Annotated in this window: 19 protein-coding genes; 5 read left to right on the forward strand and 14 right to left on the reverse strand. The window is 39.5% G+C overall.

Annotated features, from left to right (window positions below; all coding sequences use genetic code 11):
• Positions 1-28 precede the first annotated feature (28 nt).
• The 5 genes from CRO56_RS13870 to CRO56_RS13885 form a co-directional block, all read right to left on the reverse strand.
• A complete protein-coding gene (locus CRO56_RS13870; RefSeq protein ID WP_097159218.1) occupies positions 29-499 on the reverse strand; it encodes a hypothetical protein in 471 nt (156 codons plus the stop codon).
• A gap of 76 nt (positions 500-575) precedes the next feature.
• Complete coding sequence (locus CRO56_RS13875) at positions 576-2360, reverse strand: acyl-CoA dehydrogenase family protein (RefSeq protein ID WP_097159219.1); 1785 nt, start codon at positions 2358-2360, stop codon at positions 576-578.
• A gap of 54 nt (positions 2361-2414) precedes the next feature.
• Positions 2415-2537 (reverse strand): hypothetical protein, encoded by a 123-nt coding sequence (locus CRO56_RS23430; RefSeq protein ID WP_281257318.1) that lies wholly within the window; start codon positions 2535-2537, stop codon positions 2415-2417.
• Positions 2538-2623: 86 nt separating this feature from the next.
• Positions 2624-3802 (reverse strand): acetyl-CoA C-acetyltransferase, encoded by a 1179-nt coding sequence (locus CRO56_RS13880; protein ID WP_097159220.1) that lies wholly within the window; start codon positions 3800-3802, stop codon positions 2624-2626.
• A gap of 20 nt (positions 3803-3822) precedes the next feature.
• Positions 3823-6204 carry a 3-hydroxyacyl-CoA dehydrogenase/enoyl-CoA hydratase family protein gene (locus CRO56_RS13885; protein WP_097159221.1) on the reverse strand — a complete coding sequence of 794 codons (2382 nt, stop codon included), beginning with the start codon at positions 6202-6204 and terminating at the stop codon, positions 3823-3825.
• A 273-nt stretch (positions 6205-6477) separates the two neighbouring features.
• On the opposite strand from CRO56_RS13885, the gene CRO56_RS13890 reads away from it, so the two are divergent.
• Positions 6478-6612, forward strand: coding sequence for a YuzL family protein (locus tag CRO56_RS13890; RefSeq protein ID WP_097159418.1), 135 nt, complete (start codon positions 6478-6480; stop codon positions 6610-6612).
• A gap of 302 nt (positions 6613-6914) precedes the next feature.
• Here the strand turns inward: CRO56_RS13890 and CRO56_RS13895 are convergent, their stop codons facing one another.
• From CRO56_RS13895 to CRO56_RS13920, 6 genes are all read right to left on the reverse strand, one after another.
• Positions 6915-7832 (reverse strand): proline dehydrogenase family protein, encoded by a 918-nt coding sequence (locus tag CRO56_RS13895; protein WP_097159222.1) that lies wholly within the window; start codon positions 7830-7832, stop codon positions 6915-6917.
• A 149-nt stretch (positions 7833-7981) separates the two neighbouring features.
• Positions 7982-8230 (reverse strand): DUF2573 family protein, encoded by a 249-nt coding sequence (locus tag CRO56_RS13900; protein ID WP_097159223.1) that lies wholly within the window; start codon positions 8228-8230, stop codon positions 7982-7984.
• Positions 8227-9024 carry an IucA/IucC family C-terminal-domain containing protein gene (locus CRO56_RS13905; RefSeq protein WP_179714288.1) on the reverse strand — a complete coding sequence of 266 codons (798 nt, stop codon included), beginning with the start codon at positions 9022-9024 and terminating at the stop codon, positions 8227-8229. Before CRO56_RS13905 ends, CRO56_RS13900 begins: the two co-directional genes overlap by 4 nt.
• On the reverse strand, positions 9002-9838 hold the full coding sequence (locus CRO56_RS13910) for an ABC transporter ATP-binding protein (protein WP_097159225.1): 837 nt from the start codon (positions 9836-9838) through the stop codon (positions 9002-9004). The genes CRO56_RS13905 and CRO56_RS13910 overlap by 23 nt, the downstream gene beginning before the upstream one ends.
• Before the next feature lie 34 nt (positions 9839-9872).
• Positions 9873-10928: a FecCD family ABC transporter permease gene (locus CRO56_RS13915; protein ID WP_097159226.1), complete on the reverse strand. Its 1056-nt coding sequence runs from the start codon at positions 10926-10928 to the stop codon at positions 9873-9875.
• Positions 10928-11929: a FecCD family ABC transporter permease gene (locus tag CRO56_RS13920; RefSeq protein ID WP_097159227.1), complete on the reverse strand. Its 1002-nt coding sequence runs from the start codon at positions 11927-11929 to the stop codon at positions 10928-10930. Before CRO56_RS13920 ends, CRO56_RS13915 begins: the two co-directional genes overlap by 1 nt.
• A gap of 198 nt (positions 11930-12127) precedes the next feature.
• Between CRO56_RS13920 and CRO56_RS13925 the strand changes: the two genes are divergently transcribed.
• The 4 genes from CRO56_RS13925 to CRO56_RS13940 all read left to right on the forward strand — a co-directional run bounded on the left by CRO56_RS13925 (position 12128) and on the right by CRO56_RS13940 (position 17353).
• Positions 12128-13087, forward strand: coding sequence for an ABC transporter substrate-binding protein (locus CRO56_RS13925; RefSeq protein ID WP_097159228.1), 960 nt, complete (start codon positions 12128-12130; stop codon positions 13085-13087).
• A 493-nt stretch (positions 13088-13580) separates the two neighbouring features.
• A complete protein-coding gene (locus tag CRO56_RS13930; protein WP_097159229.1) occupies positions 13581-15143 on the forward strand; it encodes a spore germination protein in 1563 nt (520 codons plus the stop codon).
• A gap of 28 nt (positions 15144-15171) precedes the next feature.
• On the forward strand, positions 15172-16287 hold the full coding sequence (locus tag CRO56_RS13935) for a GerAB/ArcD/ProY family transporter (protein WP_097159230.1): 1116 nt from the start codon (positions 15172-15174) through the stop codon (positions 16285-16287).
• Positions 16262-17353, forward strand: a complete 1092-nt coding sequence (locus CRO56_RS13940) for a Ger(x)C family spore germination protein (protein WP_097159231.1) — start codon at positions 16262-16264, stop codon at positions 17351-17353. The genes CRO56_RS13935 and CRO56_RS13940 overlap by 26 nt, the downstream gene beginning before the upstream one ends.
• A 67-nt stretch (positions 17354-17420) precedes the next feature.
• Here the strand turns inward: CRO56_RS13940 and CRO56_RS13945 are convergent, their stop codons facing one another.
• The 3 genes from CRO56_RS13945 to CRO56_RS13955 all read right to left on the reverse strand — a co-directional run bounded on the left by CRO56_RS13945 (position 17421) and on the right by CRO56_RS13955 (position 19594).
• Complete coding sequence (locus tag CRO56_RS13945) at positions 17421-17957, reverse strand: hypothetical protein (protein ID WP_097159232.1); 537 nt, start codon at positions 17955-17957, stop codon at positions 17421-17423.
• A 57-nt stretch (positions 17958-18014) separates the two neighbouring features.
• On the reverse strand, positions 18015-18488 hold the full coding sequence (locus tag CRO56_RS13950) for an SRPBCC family protein (protein ID WP_179714289.1): 474 nt from the start codon (positions 18486-18488) through the stop codon (positions 18015-18017).
• Between the two features lie 167 nt (positions 18489-18655).
• Positions 18656-19594 (reverse strand): siderophore ABC transporter substrate-binding protein, encoded by a 939-nt coding sequence (locus tag CRO56_RS13955; RefSeq protein WP_097159234.1) that lies wholly within the window; start codon positions 19592-19594, stop codon positions 18656-18658.
• Between the last annotated feature and the right edge of the window lie 50 nt (positions 19595-19644).

Raw genomic sequence — 19644 nt, forward strand, 5'->3', positions numbered from 1 at the left:
TGAGAGAGAGCACGTCATTAGGGTTATTTTAATTTCCTCTTTTTATAAGCAGAGTAGAAGTTGCTATTATAGCAGTTACAAAAATACTTAAAAGAAATGTATAGATATTAAAAAAGAGACTGTTTGTATACTGATTCCATAATGGAAATCGGTAAATCCTTGAATCAGGTTCAGTGGATGGTCCTCCGAGTGTTTCGATTAACTGACCTGCAAAGCTGGTGATTGGAATGAGGAGCAATAAAGAAGCCCCTGTACAAATAAGCAAGACTGAAAAAATAAGGTTTATATTTCTATACTTAGTAAAAATTACTCTTGTCGTTTGTCCAGTCAAATAATAAAAGCAGATAAATGCTGGCCAAAACAGCCATAGGATTATCAGTGCAGGATTCCCATTTCCGCTCACTGTGGAAGGGTGGATGGTGAATTTATATAACAAGAAAAAACCGCCTGCTGTTACTATAAAGGATATGATCCAGACGTTCCGTTTCAATTTACTCAAGTCAACGCCCCCCTTTACTCCCTAGAATACGTGAAGCCGCACCTTTTCGAAAGGGGCGGCTTCACATTCATAGTCATTATACGGTATATTTTTCTTCTGCAATCAGCAGTTCGGAAGCTTCCCGTTTCTTTTGAACCACATTAATTGGTGTGTGTCTAGTGAATTTTCTTAAGGCTGAAAGCATCATTCTTAAAGTATCCCCAGATTCAATTGCAATTAGAGATTCTTTTGCATGTTGTTCAATTTCGTTAAACGCTTCTTGGCAGAAAATTTGAGTGTAAAGAAGCTTCTGCTTGTTCTTTTCTAAGCCTTGTTTATTCATAGCTTTTTCTGTTCGTAACAGTGAAGATTCCATTGCATAGACATTGGAAACGATATCTGCAATATTCACTAACACTTCTTGTTCCTTTTCCAGGGCTGGACCGAATTTTTGTGCGGCCAACCCAGCGATCATAAGAGCAATTTTCTTCGCATTTTTAACGAGATATTTTTCTTGCGCCAATGGCTCATCACCAGGTTCTTCAGGCATCAGCATCATGAGTTCCTCTTGTAGAGCTTGTGCTTTTTGAAGTAGTGGAAGTTCTCCCTTCATTGCCTTTCTTAAATACGTGCCGGGAACTAAAAGACGGTTGATTTCGTTGGTACCTTCAAAAATCCGATTTATACGGGAATCACGGTAAGCTCTTTCAATTTCATACTCACTCATAAAGCCGTAGCCGCCATGGAGCTGAACCCCTTCGTCCACGATGTAGTCTAGAGTTTCCGTACCGAATACCTTGTTTAATGAACATTCAATTGCATATTCGGCAATAGACTTGGCAACCTCTTTACCATCTCTCACTTGTTCTTCCGATAACTGACTCATCCGATCTTCAAATAATCCTACAGTCCGATAAACGGAAGATTCAGTAGCGTATAGTCTTGAAGCCATCGTTGCTAATTTTTCTTTCGTTAAATTAAAGCTTGAGATTGGTGTTTTAAATTGCTTTCGCTGATTTACATATTGAATCGTGATTTCCAGGGCGCGTCTTGAACCTCCAATAGTTCCTACCCCTAACTTATAACGGCCAATGTTTAAAATATTGAATGCAATTACATGCCCTTTGCCAACCTCGCCTAACAGGTTTTCTGCCGGGACTTGGGCATCTTGCAGAATCAGCGTTCTTGTTGAGGAACTCTTGATACCCATTTTCTTTTCCTCTGGACCTGTTGATACACCAGGAAACTCTCTTTCTACGATAAAGGCTGAGAAATGTTCGCCATCTACTTTTGCATAGACAACGAATACATCAGCAAAAGCAGAGTTTGTAATCCATTGCTTTTCCCCATTTAAAATATAGTGGGTTCCCGCTTCGTTTAATTTAGCAGTGGTTTTGGCACCAAGAGCATCAGATCCAGAACCCGGTTCAGTTAAGGCATACGCAGCAAGTTTTTCACCAGTTGCTAATGCTGGGAGATATTTTTGTTTTTGCTCCTCTGTACCAAACAAAACAATTGGAAGTGAACCAATTCCAACATGTGCACCATGAGAAATCGAGAATCCGCCTGCTTTTGCCATCTTTTCAGCAATTAAAGCCGAGCTGACTTTATCTAACCCTAATCCGCCATACTCCTCAGGAACATCGGCACCCAAAAGCCCTAGTTCCCCTGCTTGTTTCAACAGCTTAACAGAACGGTCAAACTCATGATTCTCTAAATATTCAACTTGAGGCATTACCTCATTATTGATAAAGTCCTCAGTTGTTTTTGCAATCATTTTATGCTCTTCCGTAAAATCCTCAGGTGTAAAAATTTGATCGGCAGAAATATCTTCTAAAATAAAACTTCCGCCTTTTACCACTGCATCTACTTGCTTCGCCATGTAAAACTCTCCCCTCATTTAATTTTGATTCTTATTAAAATTTTATAGGGCTGCTTATACGGGTAGTTCAATTGTTGAGCTAAAGTGCCCAATAATTTGCAGAATCCGCCCAATTATCGTCCCCCAATTACCAAGCAAGACCGCCCATTTATTGGTCCCTTGCTCCCAATTATTCACCGAATAATTTCCTGTTTTAGCTCATGACTCTATTTAAACTCATACCCCTACAAGTACAACTTTAAAGTCAAAAAACGAGCAATGCTCTATTCTACTAACTCAAATATCCCGGCAGCTCCCATTCCGCCTCCCATACACATTGTCACCATGCCGAACTGGACTTGGCGGCGCTTCATTTCATGAATCAATGTAAGTGTTAATTTTGCACCCGTACAGCCAAGCGGGTGACCTAGTGCTATCGCGCCTCCATTCACATTGACAATGTCTTCATCCATACCAAGTTCACGAATAACCTGGAGGGACTGAGAAGCAAAGGCTTCATTTAATTCGATTAATCCAATATCGCTTAAATTTAATCCAGCAATCTTCAAGGCTTTCGGAACGGCTTCGACCGGTCCGATTCCCATTAAATCTGGCCTAACACCGGCTACCGCAAAAGAACGGAATCGCGCCAAAGGCTTAAGCCCTAATGAATCCGCTTTTTTACGATCCATCAACATCACAGCTGCTGCTCCATCACTAGTTTGCGATGAGTTACCAGCTGTTACCGACCCTTGAGCAGCAAATGCAGGCGTAAGCTTTGCCAGCACCTCAAGTGTTGTATCAGGCCGAACCCCTTCATCAACTTCAAACTTGTTATGTTTTTCTTCAAGTTTATGTTTGTCTGTCACCCGTCGGAACGTGACGTCAACCGGGACAATCTCATCGATAAACTTTCCTTGCTCTATCGCAGCCGCTGCCCGGCTATGGCTTCTGACGGCAAAGGCATCTTGGTCTTCTCTTGATACCCCGTAATGACGTGCTACCTCTTCCGCTGTATGCCCCATACTCATATAATATTCCGGAGCTTCTTCAGCCAATTTAACGTTAGGTCTTGTAACATGCCCCATCATCGGGACAAGACTCATCGATTCGGCTCCGCCGGCAATGATCGTATCAGATGACCCAATCATAATTCTTTCCGCTCCATAAGCAATCGCCTGTAGCCCTGATGAACAGAAGCGATTTACTGTAATGGCAGGGACTTGGTATGACAATCCTGCCAATGCTCCAATATTTCTAGCCATATTCAAGCCTTGCTCCGCCTCAGGAATCGCACAGCCAAAGATAAGATCATCAATATTTCCTTCATAATTGCCCGCTCTTTTTAACGTTTCTTTGACAACTAATGCTCCTAAATCATCTGGCCGGACATGGGCTAGAGTTCCTTTTTTCGCTTTTCCTACAGGTGTTCGTGCACCAGCAACGATGACCGCTTCTCTCATGTTTTCCTCCCCCTTTTATGTTAATTGCGTAATGGCTTTCCTTTTAGCAGCATGTGCTGCATCCGAGCTTGTGTTTTTGGATGTGAGATTAAACTGATGAAAGCTTCCCGTTCTAAATTCAGTAAGTAGTCTTCATCTACCTCTGTACCGAAAGGAACCTTGCCTCCAGCAATGACATAAGCCAACTTCTTAGCAATTAATAAATCATGATCAGAAATATATCCTGACTTATACATGGCCTGAGCCCCTAATAAAAGAGTTGCATAGCCCGTTTCTCCCACAACCGGAATTTTCTTTTTCACTCTTGGTTGGTATCCTTTAGCATCCATTGCAAGAACAGCTTGCTTTGCATCATAGATTAAGTGGTCTGGATTTACACTTACACCATCTGCTGGACTTAAGAAATTGTTTTCACGAGCCTCTTCTGCAGAAGTTGATACTTTTGCCATTGCCACGGTTTCAAATACTTTGTTTGCAACCTTTTGCAGATCGAACTCTACTCCATTAGGAATCCCATTTAAATGCTTAATATATAGTTCTTTTGTTCCGCCTCCGCCTGGAATAAGGCCGACTCCCACTTCAACGAGTCCCATATAGGTTTCCATTGATGCTTGAATATGATCGACTGGCAATGATACTTCTGCTCCTCCGCCTAAAGCCATATTAAACGGTGCTGCTACGACTGGCTTGTGAGAATATTTAATTCGCATCATCGCTTGCTGGAATTTGCGGACAACCATATCTAATTCAAAGAGATTGTCATCCTGTGCTTCCATCAGCATCAGTGCAATATTTGCTCCGACACAGAAATTTTTACCCTGGTTCCCGATGACGAGACCTTTGTAGTTTTTTTCGACTTCGTCAATGGCGAAATGAATCATTTCCATAATATCAAGCCCTATTGCATTGCTCTTGGAGTGGAATTCAAGCAAAGCTACACCATCACCCAAATCAATTAAGCTGGCACCCGTATTCTTTTTAATAACTCCATGCTTTATTTTCCATTGTTTTAGGTTAATTTCTTTCGGGTTTGTTTCAATCGCACGATAATCATCTCCGTCATAATAGAAAAGGTCGCCATTTGCTTCTTTATAAAAAGAGCTATGCCCTTTTTGGAGCATCTCTTCTACCCAGCTTGGGATTTGTTTACCTTGCTCTTTTAATAGAGTGATAGATTTTTCTAGACCGATTGCATCCCATGTTTCAAATGGCCCCAGTTCCCATCCGAATCCCCATTTCATCGCTCTGTCTATATCCACAATCGTATCTGCAATTTCACCCAATAATTCAGCTGAATAGAGTAAAACCGGAGTGAGAATAGACATGAGCAGTTCAGCTGCCCGATCATTGCCATAAACCAGTGTTTTTAATTTATTGGCTGTCCCTTTTTGTTGTTTTGCCATTTCAACTGCTGCCGAATTTAAAGATTTCCGTTCCTCATATTCTAAAGTAGCTGGATTTAGTTCAAAGATGTCTTTCCCTTTTTTCAAATAAAAGCCCTGCCCTGATTTAGCACCAATCCAGCCTCTTTGAACCATTTCCTTCAAAAATACCGGAACTTCAAAAACTTGTTTTTCTGTTCCTGATACTTGTTCATAAATATTGTTGGCAACGTGAACAAATGTATCGAGACCAACAACGTCAAGTGTTCTAAACGTTGCGCTTTTTGGTCTTCCGATTAACGGACCTGTAATAGAGTCAATCTCTCCAACGGAAAACTGTCTTTTCACCATCTCTAAAAGAGTGATGTGCAGTCCATAAGTACCGATTCGATTCGCAATAAAGTTTGGTGTATCCTTTGCTAACACAACCCCTTTTCCTAATACATCCTCACCAAACTGTTTCATAAAGGAAACAACATCTGGATCTGTCGCTTTTGTTGGAATCACTTCTAAAAGCTTTAAGTATCTAGGCGGGTTAAAAAAGTGTGTACCTAAAAAGTTCTTTCTAAAATCGTCGGAAAGCCCTTCAGACATGGCTTCCACAGAAATACCAGATGTATTGGAACTGACAATGCTACCAGGCTTTCGATACTGATCAACTGTAGTAAACACTTGTTTTTTAACAGCTAAATTTTCGACTACCACTTCAATAATCCAATCAGCCTCACGAAGCTTCTCCAGGTGGTCCTCGAGGTTAGCTGGTTCAATTAACGCCAAGCTCTTTTTTGAGGTGAGAGGAGCAGGTTTTGCTTTAAGCAGTTTCTCAATCGCAACCGTTGGGATCCGGTTGCGTACTTCTCGATGCTCTAATGTAAACCCTTTCTTTTTTTCGTCTTCTAATAACTCCTTGGGGACAATATCAAACAAAGTAACGGGGATGCCGATGTTTGCCAAATGAGCTGCGATTCCAGATCCCATAACACCAGAGCCGATAACGGCCGCTTTTTTAATTTGTTTCATTGAATTCTTCCTCCTTCACCATAGCTTAAGAATGGATATCCTCGTACTACAAACATATTCGAGGAGTTACTAAACAAATGAATATTTCTTAATCAACTCTTTTTTGAATGAATGTTCATTCATTTTTGTTGCAAAAAAAATAAATCGCTTTCTTTTCTATTACTATATAAAATTTTTAGTCTACCTGCAATACAATTATCTAAAATTTTAGAAATCGAAGCCTCAAATATTCCCTCTCGTTTAGGCAACACTATCCTCTAGGAGGTGATGATGGTGGCAATGCTCAAAAAGAATCCATCAAAAAGAGGAGTAAGTGCAGCAAGTGTTAAGGGAAATGCAGGTCCTACAGTTGAAAATGACGGGGGCGGAAAAGTAAACAGCCAGAATAACCAATATAAAAAGCAATAATAGAAATAAATACTTGTCCTTACTATGGTAAGCAGTTTAGTACTTTCTTGTTATCGGACATACGTTCCGTTATTTTCGGAAAACCCCTGTTTTTAAAATTTATAGGACATACGTTCCGTTATTGGCCTAAAATCATGTGAAAATCCCATGTTTTTGCATAGATAACGGAACCTATGTCCTTTCAACTCTGGAATATGGCCCTTTTGTCACAGATAACGGAACGAGTGTCCGCAAAAAACCTGGAACCACCCTAACCCTACCAATAGTTTCAGAGATCATAAAAAAATCAAGCGCTATTCTTGTTATTTTTTAAACATCCCTTTTAACACAAACGCGACATTGGCGGGTCTTTCGGCCAGCCTTCTCATAAAATAACCGAACCAGTCAGTGCCAAATGGAACATAGACCCGCATTTTATATCCTTCTTTCACGAGTTCAAGCTGCTTTTCATGGCGAATGCCGAAAAGCATTTGGAATTCAAATTGATCATGAGAAATTTGATGCTCGTTTACAAATTTTTTAGTGAACTCAATAATGGCATCATCATGGGTCGCAACAGCAGTATAATGTCCATTTAATAAATGAATCTGAATTAATTTTTTATAGTTTTCATCTACATCTTTTTTCTCAGGAAACGCAACTTCGTCAGACTCTTTGTACGCTCCTTTAACTAAGCGCAAGTTAGGCTCATAGGCATCTAAATCATGAAGATCGGCTTCCGTCCGGTACAAATAAGCCTGCAGGACTGTACCTACATTGCTATACTGAGACTTTAACTGTTTAAATATTTTTAGCGTGTTTTCACAACGCGAATAGTCTTCCATATCAATTGTTACAAATACGCCTTGCTTTTGCGCTTCTTCCAAGATCCGCTTCATGTTATATAAGACAATTTCATCCGAAATATCTAATCCTAATGAAGTTAGTTTTAATGAGAGCTGTGCATCTAACTTTTCCACTCCAATAGCTTTAATCGCTTCAATCGTGTGTTCCGCCATTTGATTTGCTTCTGTTTCGCTATCCACAAACTCACCCAAATAATCAACAGTCACCAATAAACCGCTTTCATTTAAGTCTTTAATAACCTGGACAGCCCTTTCGATTGTTTCCCCTGCAACAAATCGGCTTGCCCCGAAACGTAATCCATATTTTCTTGCTAGCTTTGTTAACGATTTGTTTTTTGCTAAAAAAAGAAAAAAGTTCCTCATTACCTTTTCCATCCAATTAGCCCCCTGTAGCAAAGCTTTTCTCTATTTAAATCTCTATAATATTTTAACATCTTCCAAATTATTTGAATATATCTTTTATTCAAAATAATTATTGAACAAAATAAAAAAGTCACTCCTTTCTTTCAGGAACGACTTCTACTTTATCTAGATTGAGTGCGCAATTTATCATTTTTCTCTTTGATGGAAAGACTAATTTGTTTCATTTCTACTTTTGCTTCCGGATACATTTGGTTCCAATGTTTAGCAAGGGCAGGCATCGTTTTTGCAATTTGTGAATACATTGCCCATTTTACAACATCTTCAACGATTTTCTTATCGCTTTCTCCGGTTAAAAGCTCAGCATATTTTTGTAAGAGGGAGTGAAATTTCTCTTCAAATTCTGAGTTCACACATTAGCCTCCTTTTTCAACTGACTTTTAAGAAGCTTACATTTAACTGGGCACGTTTTACAGTGTGCACCCTCACTATCCTTTAACATCATATAAGAATAGCAGCAGGTTTTTCTAATCCGGATCATAGTATCATATTCTTCTATCTTGACCTTTTCGGAATCAAACGATGCAAGCGGGTTTGCTTTATAAGGTCCAAAGTTGGCCCCTTCGGCTTGCTGAAAAATATATCGGTAATCAGATAAAGCCTGTTCTCTTAAATCAGGATTTTCCTCAATCAATAACTCATACACCCAAAAAATATAAACACTGATATTTTCCCAAAGTACCGTTTTAGAGACCTTCGTTTCTCGGTGCAGTGAAAGAATGATCTTGTATATATGCTCTCTAAATAGATTCGTAATGGCCTCTTTTCGGTATAATTCTCTCGTCTCAGCAGAGAATGGTTTAGCTTCTGCTGACGCAAGTCGAAATTCTGGCAGCCACATTCCGCTTTTTTCCGCATCTTCAATATAGATTTGCTTTGAGTTTAACATTAGAATCTTGTTCCATTTTGTAAAAGCATAGAGATAGATCACTGGTAAAAAGGCATACCGTTTCATTAATATCGAGGCAGTGACTAAAAAGTTTGGGGCTTCGATCCGATCCTTTATTTTCTGTAATATAGACCTTACCGTATCCTCGGTCATAATTTCCTCTGCCGTAAAGCGAAGCTGCCCCTCTTTTGCTTCCGCAGTCAGTCTAAAACGGTATAATTCTTGAAGTTCATGCTCAGTAAGCCTGTTGTCTAGCATTGACAATTCCTGCCTTTTTAAGGATCTGTCTTCCTTTTCCATACGGAATACAAAGTGGTGTGCCAAATAAAGGATCCTTCATCACTTCACATTCCATTTGAAACACTTCTTTTACCAATTGATCCGTAATCACGGTCTCTGGTTTGCCTTGGGCATACACTTTTCTATCTTTGATTGCGACTATATTATGAGCATAGCGGCAGGCAAGGTTTATGTCGTGTAAAACCATAACGATCGTTCGCTGCTCCGTCTCATTTAATTCAAATAACAAATCGAGTACTTCGATTTGATGGGTCATATCTAAATACGTGGTCGGTTCATCTAGCAGAATCGTATCTGTATCCTGGGCCAAGGTCATCGCAATCCATGCACGCTGTCTTTGACCGCCTGATAGAGAATCAACAGGGCGATTCTTTAATTCAGCCATGCCAGTTGCTTTTAGTGCATGCATTACCTTTTCTTCATCCTCCCCAGTCCATTGCTTAAGCCAGGTCTGATGAGGGTAGCGGCCTTGTTTCACCAACTGGAGAACCGTCAATCCTTCTGGCGGAACAGGAGATTGTGGCAGTATTGCCATTTGTTTTGCTACTTCCTTAGTGGACATCTTAGCGATGGCTTCACCCTGAAGCAAAACAACCCCTTCTTTTGGCTTAAGGAGCCGTGCAATTGACCGAAGCAGCGTCGATTTACCACACCCATTTCCTCCAATAAAAACAGTAATTTCGCCCTTAGGAATGGTTAAATCTAATGTTTCAATAATGATGGATTCACCATAGCCAAGTGTTAATGATTGGGTTTCAATTGTGTGAGTCATAGCCCTGCTCCTTTACCAATTAATAAACTTCAGATTAACGGTTTCTTGTTTTATACAATAAATAAATAAAATAGGGTGCTCCAATTCCAGCTGTAAATACTCCGGCAGGAATCTCAAGCGGTGAAAACAATGTACGGCCTATTAAATCAGCAGCCATCACTAAAATTGCACCAAGTAACGCTGACACAGGTATTAGCGCCCCAAATGAAGAGCCGACCAATCTGCGGGCCATATGCGGTGCCATCAGACCAACAAACCCGATACCGCCTCCAAAAGCTACGGCACCGCCTACTAAAGCTGTACTGATGGTCAGCAAAATTAATCTTTGTGTTTGTACCCTTCCTCCTGCGGCAACAGCCAATTCATCACCTAACTCTTGAAGATTTAAGGTCCGGCTCGCAATCATTGAGAGGATCAGTAAAACAGCAGTCCATGGTGCAAGCATCATCACATCTGACCATTTCGAACCATGGACGGTTCCAGTAATCCATATATTCGCCTGACTTGCCTGAAAAATAGGACCTAAAATCATAAATAAAGTCGTAAACGCCTGCATCAGCATCGATATCCCAATTCCAATCAAGACGAGACGGATTGGTGAAACTCCATTTTTCCATGCAAGAAAATATACTAAAAAAGCAGCGATACACGCGCCTATAAATGCGGCGAGCGGCATCCAGGAAATACTGACGGTTAAAACATTGTCGTCATTTGTGAAAATAGCCAGAAACGCAACAACGGCTACAGAAGCACCACCTGTTACGCCAATTATATCCGGAGAGGCTAACGGATTCCGGATGATACCTTGGAGAATGGCTCCTGATACAGCTAAACCAATTCCCACCAAAAGAGCGATCAGGATTCTCGGCAGACGGAAATCCAAAACCACCAGCTGCTCCATTTTGTTTCCCCCGCCAAAGATGACAGAAAGAACGGTTATTGGGCTTACAGGGTAATCCCCTAAACCCACACTTAATAAAAATACAATGATCGCTGCTGCTAATAAAATCGAAGCTATGAGCAGTGATCTTTTTTCTAATAGAAAAGAAATTTTCCCTTGAAATAAACGGAATTTAAAAAAACCTTTCATCAGCCATTAAACCCCTTTCTTGCCAAATAAACAAAAAATGGGGTCCCTAAGATAGCTGTCATAACACCAACGGGAACTTCCTGCGGCATGATTATATATCTCGCTCCAATGTCAGCGGCTAACAGTAATGATGCTCCAAGAAAGGCACTATAGGGAAGAACCCAGCGATGGTCGATGCCTACGATCGCTCTCGCAAAATGAGGGATTACCATCCCGATAAAACCGATAGGACCGGCAATCGCTACTGAACCTCCTGCTAACAGGATAATCACGAAGGCAGCTGCCATTTTTAATAGTCCTGTCTTTAAGCCAAGGCCCTTTGCCACATCTTCTCCCATAGCGAATACATTCATCTTGCTTGCAATTATGAGGGATATAACCCAGCCAACTGTTAAATAAGGAAGAACATTTACAAGATAATCGAGTTTTCTGCCTTGAACTGAACCAGCTAACCAGAATAACACCTGCTCAAGGGCTGCTTCATTTAGAACAAGTAACCCTTGTGTAAAAGATGCAAACATCGCTGCCATTGCTGCCCCGGCTAATGTAAGCTTCATCGGTGTCAAACCCTCTCGGCCAATCGAACCAATCAGATAAACACCAATAGCAGCAGCCGCTGCACCTAAAAAGGCAATCCAAGTAAAAGCTTGTAAGCTAGTAACAGAAAATACGGTCACAGCAACAACAATCGCAAATCCTGCACCAGCATTAACTCCAAAAATTTCTGGTGATGCCAAGGGATTTTTTGTCAGGGTTTGCATGAAAACCCCAGCAATCGCCAGACTTGCTCCTACAACAGCTGCAATAATGGCCCTCGGTAAGCGGATTGTTGTTAAAACTAGATGCTCTGTCGATCCATCAAACCTAAAAAAAGCATCAACGGCCATGCTCCAGCTCGTATCCGTGTAACCGTAAACAATACTTGCACTAATAAGAAAGATTGTAATAGTAAAGATTAAAAATAAACCAAGCCATCTTTGCCTGTTAGTTGTTAATTGCATTTTTTAGTTACCTGCCAAATTTACATTTCAAAACTTTCTTTCTAACTTTAAGTCTATTGAAAATCATTCTCGTTGTCAATGAGCATGAAAATCATTTTCAATTAGTTCTTGACATGTTCTTGCTTCCCATTTAATATCAAATTGAAAGTAATTGATAATCATTATCATTTATACTCTATTACATAGGAGGATCATAAAATGAAAGCATTTCGCAACTTGTTTATTCTTATCATCTTGACTGTTTTCGCACTTGTAGCATGTGCAACAGAAGATACAGAGGATAACGCGGATCAAGATACAGGAAATGACAAAAACACAGGATATACAGTTGAACATTCAATGGGTGTAGCAGAAATTCCTGATACCCCAGAAAGAATTGTCATTCTTACAAATGAAGGTACAGAAGCACTGTTAGCAATGGGAATTAAACCAGTCGGAGCTGTCCAATCTTGGGTTGGTGATCCATGGTATGAACATATTGCCGCTGACATGGAAGGTGTTGAAGTCGTCGGGACTGAAAGCGAGGTTAACCTTGAAGCAGTCGCTGCTTTAGAGCCTGACCTTATTATCGGGACTAAACTGCGTCAGGAAGAAATCTATGAACAATTAAATGCGATTGCCCCTACAGTTCTTTCAGAAACTCTGCGAGGAAACTGGCAAGAGAATTTTAAACTTTACGCTGAAGCTGTAAATCAGACCGACAAAGGGCAAGAAGTACTAGACGAATACAACCAGCGAATTGAAGATTTAAGTGCACAGCTTGGAGACCAATTGAGTAAGAAAATTTCGGTTGTTCGCTTCATGGCAGGGGACGTTCGGATTTACCACAAAGACTCATTTTCTGGTGTAATTCTTGAGCAGCTTGGCTTTGCTCGGGCTGAAGGTCAGGATGTCAATGATTTTGCTGAAACGAATGTTACAAAAGAAAGAATTCCTGCGATGGATGGGGACGTCTTATTCTATTTCACATATGAAACCGGTGATGGTGAAGCAACGAAACTTGAAGAGGATTGGGTAAACGATCCCCTCTTCCAACAATTAAACGCTGTTTCAAGCGGAAATGCCCATCGTGTAAGTGACACCATTTGGAACACAGCCGGCGGAGTTATTGCTGCAAACTTAGTGTTAGATGAAATGGAGCAGATTTTTCTTCAATAGTAAAAGTTAACCCCACAAAGATCTTGAGAGATTTTTGTGGGGTTTTATTTTTGGCGCGAGTTTGCCTGTATTGGAGCAATTTTATAATTATAATTTTTAGAGCGGGTTTTCACGAGATTGAGCAGAAATTCATTTTCTTGGAGCCGGTCGCTGCAAAAATAGAGCAGGTTTTCCTTTTTTTTGAGTCGGTTCCTGTCATCTTCAATCAACTTTCCTCAACATTGGAGCGTTTCCTTCAACTTTGGAGCAACATACCCCTGCATGGAGCGAGTCTCCCACTTTGGAGCAACTTTCCCCTGCACCCGAGCAAATCCTTTCCACTTTAGGACAAACTTGTTTCCCAACATCGAGCGATCCTCTTTCCCTGCTTCTTTCCCGCCCCTTTCTTCATCTTCATCACTTAGATTTTTGTACCTATTTTCTTCCCATAAATTATCATATTTTGGTCATACTATCCTCATATAGGTGAATTTTCCCGATTTGGGGTGGCAATATGAAAGGCTGGTTAAGCTGGTATAAGGATTTAAAGAAGAAGAAAAAAGAAAAAAAGCAAAATAAGGATTCCAAGAAAACGGAGTCTTCAGAGAAACAGAACACTCAAACGGAAGCACAAAAGCAAGCTAAATCTGTTTATGAGTTATCAAATGATTTTAAGGAAGTCATTTATCCAAATAAAGCAACGGGAGAAGAATTTGTTGTTTCATTCTATACGTCATTATCAGAAACAAAAATAATTGAACAATTCATTCTGCCAAAACTATTAGAGCAAGGTTTTAAAAAACTAGAGGATATTACTGATATCCTCTCTGTTCCAGGCATTAAAATCTCTGATTTTTCTTGCCGAGATGAACATCTCTTAAGAGGGTCTGTCGAAATCAGAATAAGCGGAGATAAAGAGAGAGCAGCCTACTTAGAAGCTAGTAAAAATATTGGAAGAAACATTGCTGCACCTGAGGTTGAATTCAGTGTAATAGGACCCAAAGAAGCGTTTGTAGAATCTTACGGCCAGAATATTAACCTTTTAAGAAAAAGGCTTCCAATAAAAGAGCTGGTTATTATTGAAAAAATAATAGGTAAGTATTCAAAAACGAAAGTTGGCGTTGCTTATATTCAAGGTCTCGCAAATGAAGAAAACATCAATACCATAATGCAGCGGCTGGATGATATGGAATATGACAATATTCCTGACAGCAGCTTTATTGAACAAATTATATCCGATCAGCATAATTCACCTTTTCCTTTAGCTTTGGATACAGAAAGGCCAGACCGAGCCGCTTCTGTATTAACAGAAGGAAAGATCGTCATCATATCTGATGGTTCTCCGCATGTGCTGATTGCGCCTACAACATTAATAGAATTTTTCAGTTCGTTTGATGATTATTTAACAAACTGGATGCTGGCTTCTTTTTTCCGGGTCATCCGATTGTTCTCGGTTGCCTTTTCGATATTAATTACACCTATTTATGTAGCAGCGCTCACCTATCACTATGAATTAATACCAGGTGATTTAATGGGTACACTTGTGGCTTCAAGACAGGTTGTTCCATTACCGCCATTTTTTGAAGCCCTCTTTCTTGAACTGGTTATTGAGCTGCTAAGAGAAGCAGGGGCACGATTGCCTACAAAAGTAGGTCAGACAATTGGGATTGTTGGCGGGATCGTTATCGGGACAGCATCCGTTGAAGCAGGTTTGACGAGTAATGTATTACTCATTCTAATCGCTCTTGCGGCTTTAGCATCGTTTACAACCCCGGTCTATAAGATTGGTAATGCCATTCGTGTCCTTCGTTTTCCATTTCTGATTTTTGCGCAATTATGGGGATTACTGGGGATTGTATATTGCTTCGCATGGCTGATGACTTACACCCTTAATTTAACATCACTTGGCCGTCCTTTTTTAGAACCGCTCTATCCGCCTAGATTAACTGATTTTAGAGATGCTATTTTTCGTCTTCCTTTTAGAAGGCAAACCGTAAGGCCAATGTTTACTCGTACAAAGAAACCAGAAAAAATTATTCCTAAGGATTTAAAAAAGACAAAGGATATTGACGAATAATCTGGGAAGCAAGATTGGAGGGAAAAAAATGAATCCGCCATCTATACCGGAAACAAGGAAGGTATCGTATTACCTTATTTATTTTCTCATCATTTCTATGCAAATTGGAATAGGTGTCTTAGGATTTCAAAGAATAGTGGCAGAACCAGCTGGTCATGATGCTTGGATAGCTGTTCTGGTATCAGGGCTTTCCATCCATATCATTTTATTCCTCCAATTTAAAATTTTGGAGTATGGAGGCGGAGATATTATTCAAGCCCATCGGATGGCATTTGGCAAGTGGATCGGAAATGTGTTTAGCCTCCTTTTTGCTCTTTATTTCACGATCTCAGCAATAACGATTTTGCGAACATATTTAGAAGTTGTACAGGTTTGGATGTTTCAAGAATTAGAGTTATTTTGGATCTCTTTAGCCTTTTTGGTTCTGATTTATTATATTGTATCAAGCGGATTTCGAACGGTAACTGGAGTCGCTTTCTTTGGAACAGTCTTACCCTCTTATCTAGTTTTTACATTTGCTTTTATATTTCCGTTTTCTGACTTCTCAAATTTACTTCCAATATTTGATACAAACATCAAGGAGCTAGCTCAGTCATCGCTAAATATGTCATTAACGTACATAGGGTATGAGACCATGCTTATGTTCTACCCATTTATCAAAGACCCGAATAAATCGAAAAAGTGGGCTCACCTTGGAATTTTAACCGTCACCCTTTTTTATACGATCGTTACAGCTCTCACCTTTACCTTTTTTAGTAAGGATCAATTAAAAGAAACGGTTTGGGCGACTCTTTCTATATGGAAAATTGCTCAGTTGCCATTTATTGAAAGAATTGAATATATCGGTATTGGAAACTGGATTTTAATCATTCTTCCTAATCTATGTATTACACTATGGTGTGGCAGCCGAATTGTTAGACAGATTACACATTTGCGCCAGAGAAAGGCTTTATTCATCCTTTGTCTATTAGTACTGGTAGCCGTTACTTACATTGAAAAAAGGGAACATATCAATAATTTAAATACCTGGCTAGGACGCACTGGGTTTTATCTTAACTATGCATATGTTCCGATTCTGCTCGTTATTTTACTTGTTGTTCGAAAGGTGAGATCAAAAAATGTTTCAAAAAAACAGCAAAACTAAGCTGTTCCTCTGTATTCTCATTTCTCTTTTTTGGCTGACGGGCTGTGCTGATCCAGAAGTAATAGATGAAATCAGTATTATGACGGGAATAGGCTATGATCTCGATGAAAACAAGATTAAAGGTACTGCCCTCTATCCTTCCTATTTGCCTGAAGGCACTGTTGAAAATGTAACTATTACAGCAACCAATGATATTGCGAGAAAGGTAATTATAGAAATGCAGAGAAAATCGCCTAATCCGCTTGTCACTGGCAGTCTTGAGGTCGTAATATTTGGCAAAGAATTTGCAACGGAAATGGGGATATTTAGAATAGTGGATTCTCTTCAGCGGGACCCAAGTGTTGGGGCAAGATTATATTTAATAGTCAGCGATGGAACTGCTGCGGAAATATTGAATGAGCAATTAGGCGGAGAAGGTACTGGTGAGTATTTATCGAGTCTTATTGACCACAATATTCGGGTACGAGACCTTCCCGAAACAAACTTACATTTATTTGCATTCAGTTACCACCAAGAAGGGAGAGATCCCTATTTACCGATAATGAAACGAATAGGGGAAAAGGATATTACCATAAGTGGTGTGGCAATTTTCAAAAAGGATAAAGTCATTTATGAAATACCAGAGGATAAAATGCTTTATTTTAAACTATTAGTTGATAAGTATAGTAAAGGCTCAGTTTCAGCGCGAAATGAAGAACAAGAGTCCACCATGAGAGTGGTCGACTCCAATACCAATTATATCATTGAGAAAAAAAACGGAGTGGTTGACAAGATCCTGATTCAAATCAAGATTGAAGCCATTGTTTTAGAGTATTCAGGGAAAAGATTAACGCAGAAAGAAGTTGAGAAGCTGGAAAAAGATTTCTCAGACTATATCAAACGGGAATGTACGGAATTACTTAAAACTTTCCAGGAACTAAAGGTCGATCCAGCTGGAATTGGACGAGAGGTTAAAAGTGTAACGTATGGATTTGATATAAAGAAATGGGAAGAATCACAATATCCAAATGTCGAAATTACGGTTGAGCCCGACGTAACGATTTCTGAGACAGGTGTAGTGGAATAAACAGGTAAATCGAGAGGTTGTCTAGACTGGGACATCTCTCTTTCAGACCACCTCTATTGATTAAAGACTATTTATTCTTCTTTAGCCAATCCTGAAGATCTTCTTTTAATTCTAACGGCAGCTCGGTTGTAGTAACGCGTTTAAATAGTTTAAAAATTGGCTCTTGCTGATAGACTCGCAGGCGATTTTCATCATGCCCTGCCCAAGTCCATGATTGAAGATTAGAAATCGGAACATTAACACCATAGATTAATATGCCTTTTTCCCTAACTTCCAGTACATTAGAAAACATTGTATAAGAAGCTAGCGAAACGGCAACCATAATTAGGCCAAACGCGACCAATTCCCAGCTTCCTTTTGATAAAATCAGGTAGAAAATTGTATAAATTGAAATCGGAGTGTAGAAATATAGGAATACCTGGCCCATTTTATATTGGAAAGATTCCGTGCTTCGAATTTGTTTGATTCCTTTCCCTGCCCGGGCACCCTTCGGAAAAATTTTGGCCCCCAGCTTTTTTCGATGAAAAGGATGAGTAATTAATACGATATTCCAAATCACAATCACAGTCAAAAACAGCGTTATCACTAATTGCAGCCCATACATGAAGATACCCTCCAACCTCCGTATAATTTCTTATTATACACAAGATTGGACTCCTTTTCAGTTCTTATTAGGTGCAGAATTAAATGAAATAAACCCTTTGCCAGTTTCTAAATACGACTTTAAACTGGTAAGTATCTGATTCCAATTGTGTTTATGCCAATCCATCGCCTGGAGCCACTCGGTTCCTTCTCCCCACCCACTATGTGAGACTGTAATGGACGTTTTATCAGATATTTCTTTTAAACAAACGGCTACAACCGTTGAAGCTTCTGTCAAAGGGTTTGCTATTTCCGGAATCCTCCATTGAAATACGAGACGATAGGTAGGCTGGATCGAAAGTATTCTGCAGATTTCGTCTGACATATCGATTTCCTGTTCTGCATGATAGATCAATTCATATCTGCCGCCTTCAACTGCTTCTATAGCAGCTTTAGGCACGAACCATTTCATGACTTCATCGCTGATTGTCCATGCTTGCCAGACTAAATCTTTACTCGCTTTAACTACTAAATTCTCTTTAAGTATTTGCACAGTCCGACCTCCTCCTAATCTCAGGATAATTTTACCATAGTTAGCGTCTTTCTTTGTACTACAAAACCAATTTATTTTTCTATTTTTCGAAAAATTAGTTATATTGTAATTTCCCATAAAAAAGACATGAAATAAAAAGATTTCATGTCGAGTTTATAAATCAGTTATTAAAGGGCTTCCTCTACTTGTTTAACCATTTCTGCAACGGAAACAACGCCTCCGCCAGATAGGTACCAATAATTCGGGTCTAAATAGATGATATGATCATTTTGGTAAGCTTTTGTCATTTTAACAAGTTCATTTTCTACTACTTGCTTAGCAGAGGATTCCCCGCCGACAACAGCACCGCGATCTATAACAAATAGATAATCAGGATCTTTTTCCACAATATATTCAAAGGAAATACTTTGACCATGTGTTGAAGATTCTATACTTTCATCTACAGGTGTAATCCCAAATACATCATGAATTAATCCAAATCTTGAACCTTGTCCGTAAGCACTTACTTTCCCATCATTGGCCAAAATAATAAGGGCATTTTCTCCCATTGCCGCTGCCTTTTCATTTAAATCTTGAATAGACTTATCAATTTCAGCTAGTTTTTCTTCGGCAACATCTTCTTTCCCAAAGATTTCTGCAAGTTTATTGACATTTTCTTTAAAAGAATTCATATAGTTTTGTGTATCATTTTCCATATAAATTGTAGGAGCAATCTCACTTAACCGTTCGTATAGAGCGGATTGTCTACCCGAAATGATAATAAGGTCTGGTGCAATTTCGTCGATTTTTTCAAAATCAGGTTCCTTCAAGCTGCCTACGTTCTCAAATTGACCATCTTCATATTTGGACAGATAAGCTGGGATATTTTCTTTTGGAATCCCTGTAACTTCTACCTCAAATGTGTCTAAAGTATCTAAAACACCAAAATCAAATACTACTACTTTTTCAGGATTTTTGGGTACAACGGTTTCTCCTAATTTATGTGCAATGGTAAGCTCTCCACTATCAGCAGCAGACTCTGCATTTGAGCTGGCATCAGAATTACATCCCGCTAATATGACAGTCAGGAAGATTGCCACCAAAATAAAAATTGGCGTTTTTCTCACTTTCATCACCTTCTATAATTAAATTGTTCTTATGTAATGCATTGATAATC

It is taken from the genome of Bacillus oleivorans (genome assembly GCF_900207585.1).
GTDB classification, from domain to species: domain Bacteria; phylum Bacillota; class Bacilli; order Bacillales; family JC228; genus Bacillus_BF; species Bacillus_BF oleivorans.

Bases quoted from the DNA above. Each gene is read 5' to 3' on its own strand.
- CRO56_RS13910 (WP_097159225.1), bottom strand. From the start codon at position 9,838: ATGACTCACACAATTGAAACCCAATCATTAACACTTGGCTATGGTGAA.
- CRO56_RS13945 (WP_097159232.1), bottom strand. From the start codon at position 17,957: ATGTATGGGCTGCAATTAGTGATAACGCTGTTTTTGACTGTGATTGTG.
- CRO56_RS13940 (WP_097159231.1), top strand. From the start codon at position 16,262: ATGTTTCAAAAAAACAGCAAAACTAAGCTGTTCCTCTGTATTCTCATT.
- CRO56_RS13935 (WP_097159230.1), top strand. From the start codon at position 15,172: ATGAATCCGCCATCTATACCGGAAACAAGGAAGGTATCGTATTACCTT.
- CRO56_RS13915 (WP_097159226.1), bottom strand. From the start codon at position 10,928: ATGAAAGGTTTTTTTAAATTCCGTTTATTTCAAGGGAAAATTTCTTTT.
- CRO56_RS13920 (WP_097159227.1), bottom strand. From the start codon at position 11,929: ATGCAATTAACAACTAACAGGCAAAGATGGCTTGGTTTATTTTTAATC.
- CRO56_RS13905 (WP_179714288.1), bottom strand. From the start codon at position 9,024: ATGCTAGACAACAGGCTTACTGAGCATGAACTTCAAGAATTATACCGT.
- CRO56_RS13930 (WP_097159229.1), top strand. From the start codon at position 13,581: ATGAAAGGCTGGTTAAGCTGGTATAAGGATTTAAAGAAGAAGAAAAAA.
- CRO56_RS13885 (WP_097159221.1), bottom strand. From the start codon at position 6,204: ATGAAACAAATTAAAAAAGCGGCCGTTATCGGCTCTGGTGTTATGGGA.
- CRO56_RS13875 (WP_097159219.1), bottom strand. From the start codon at position 2,360: ATGGCGAAGCAAGTAGATGCAGTGGTAAAAGGCGGAAGTTTTATTTTA.
- CRO56_RS13925 (WP_097159228.1), top strand. From the start codon at position 12,128: ATGAAAGCATTTCGCAACTTGTTTATTCTTATCATCTTGACTGTTTTC.
- CRO56_RS13880 (WP_097159220.1), bottom strand. From the start codon at position 3,802: ATGAGAGAAGCGGTCATCGTTGCTGGTGCACGAACACCTGTAGGAAAA.
- CRO56_RS13895 (WP_097159222.1), bottom strand. From the start codon at position 7,832: ATGGAAAAGGTAATGAGGAACTTTTTTCTTTTTTTAGCAAAAAACAAA.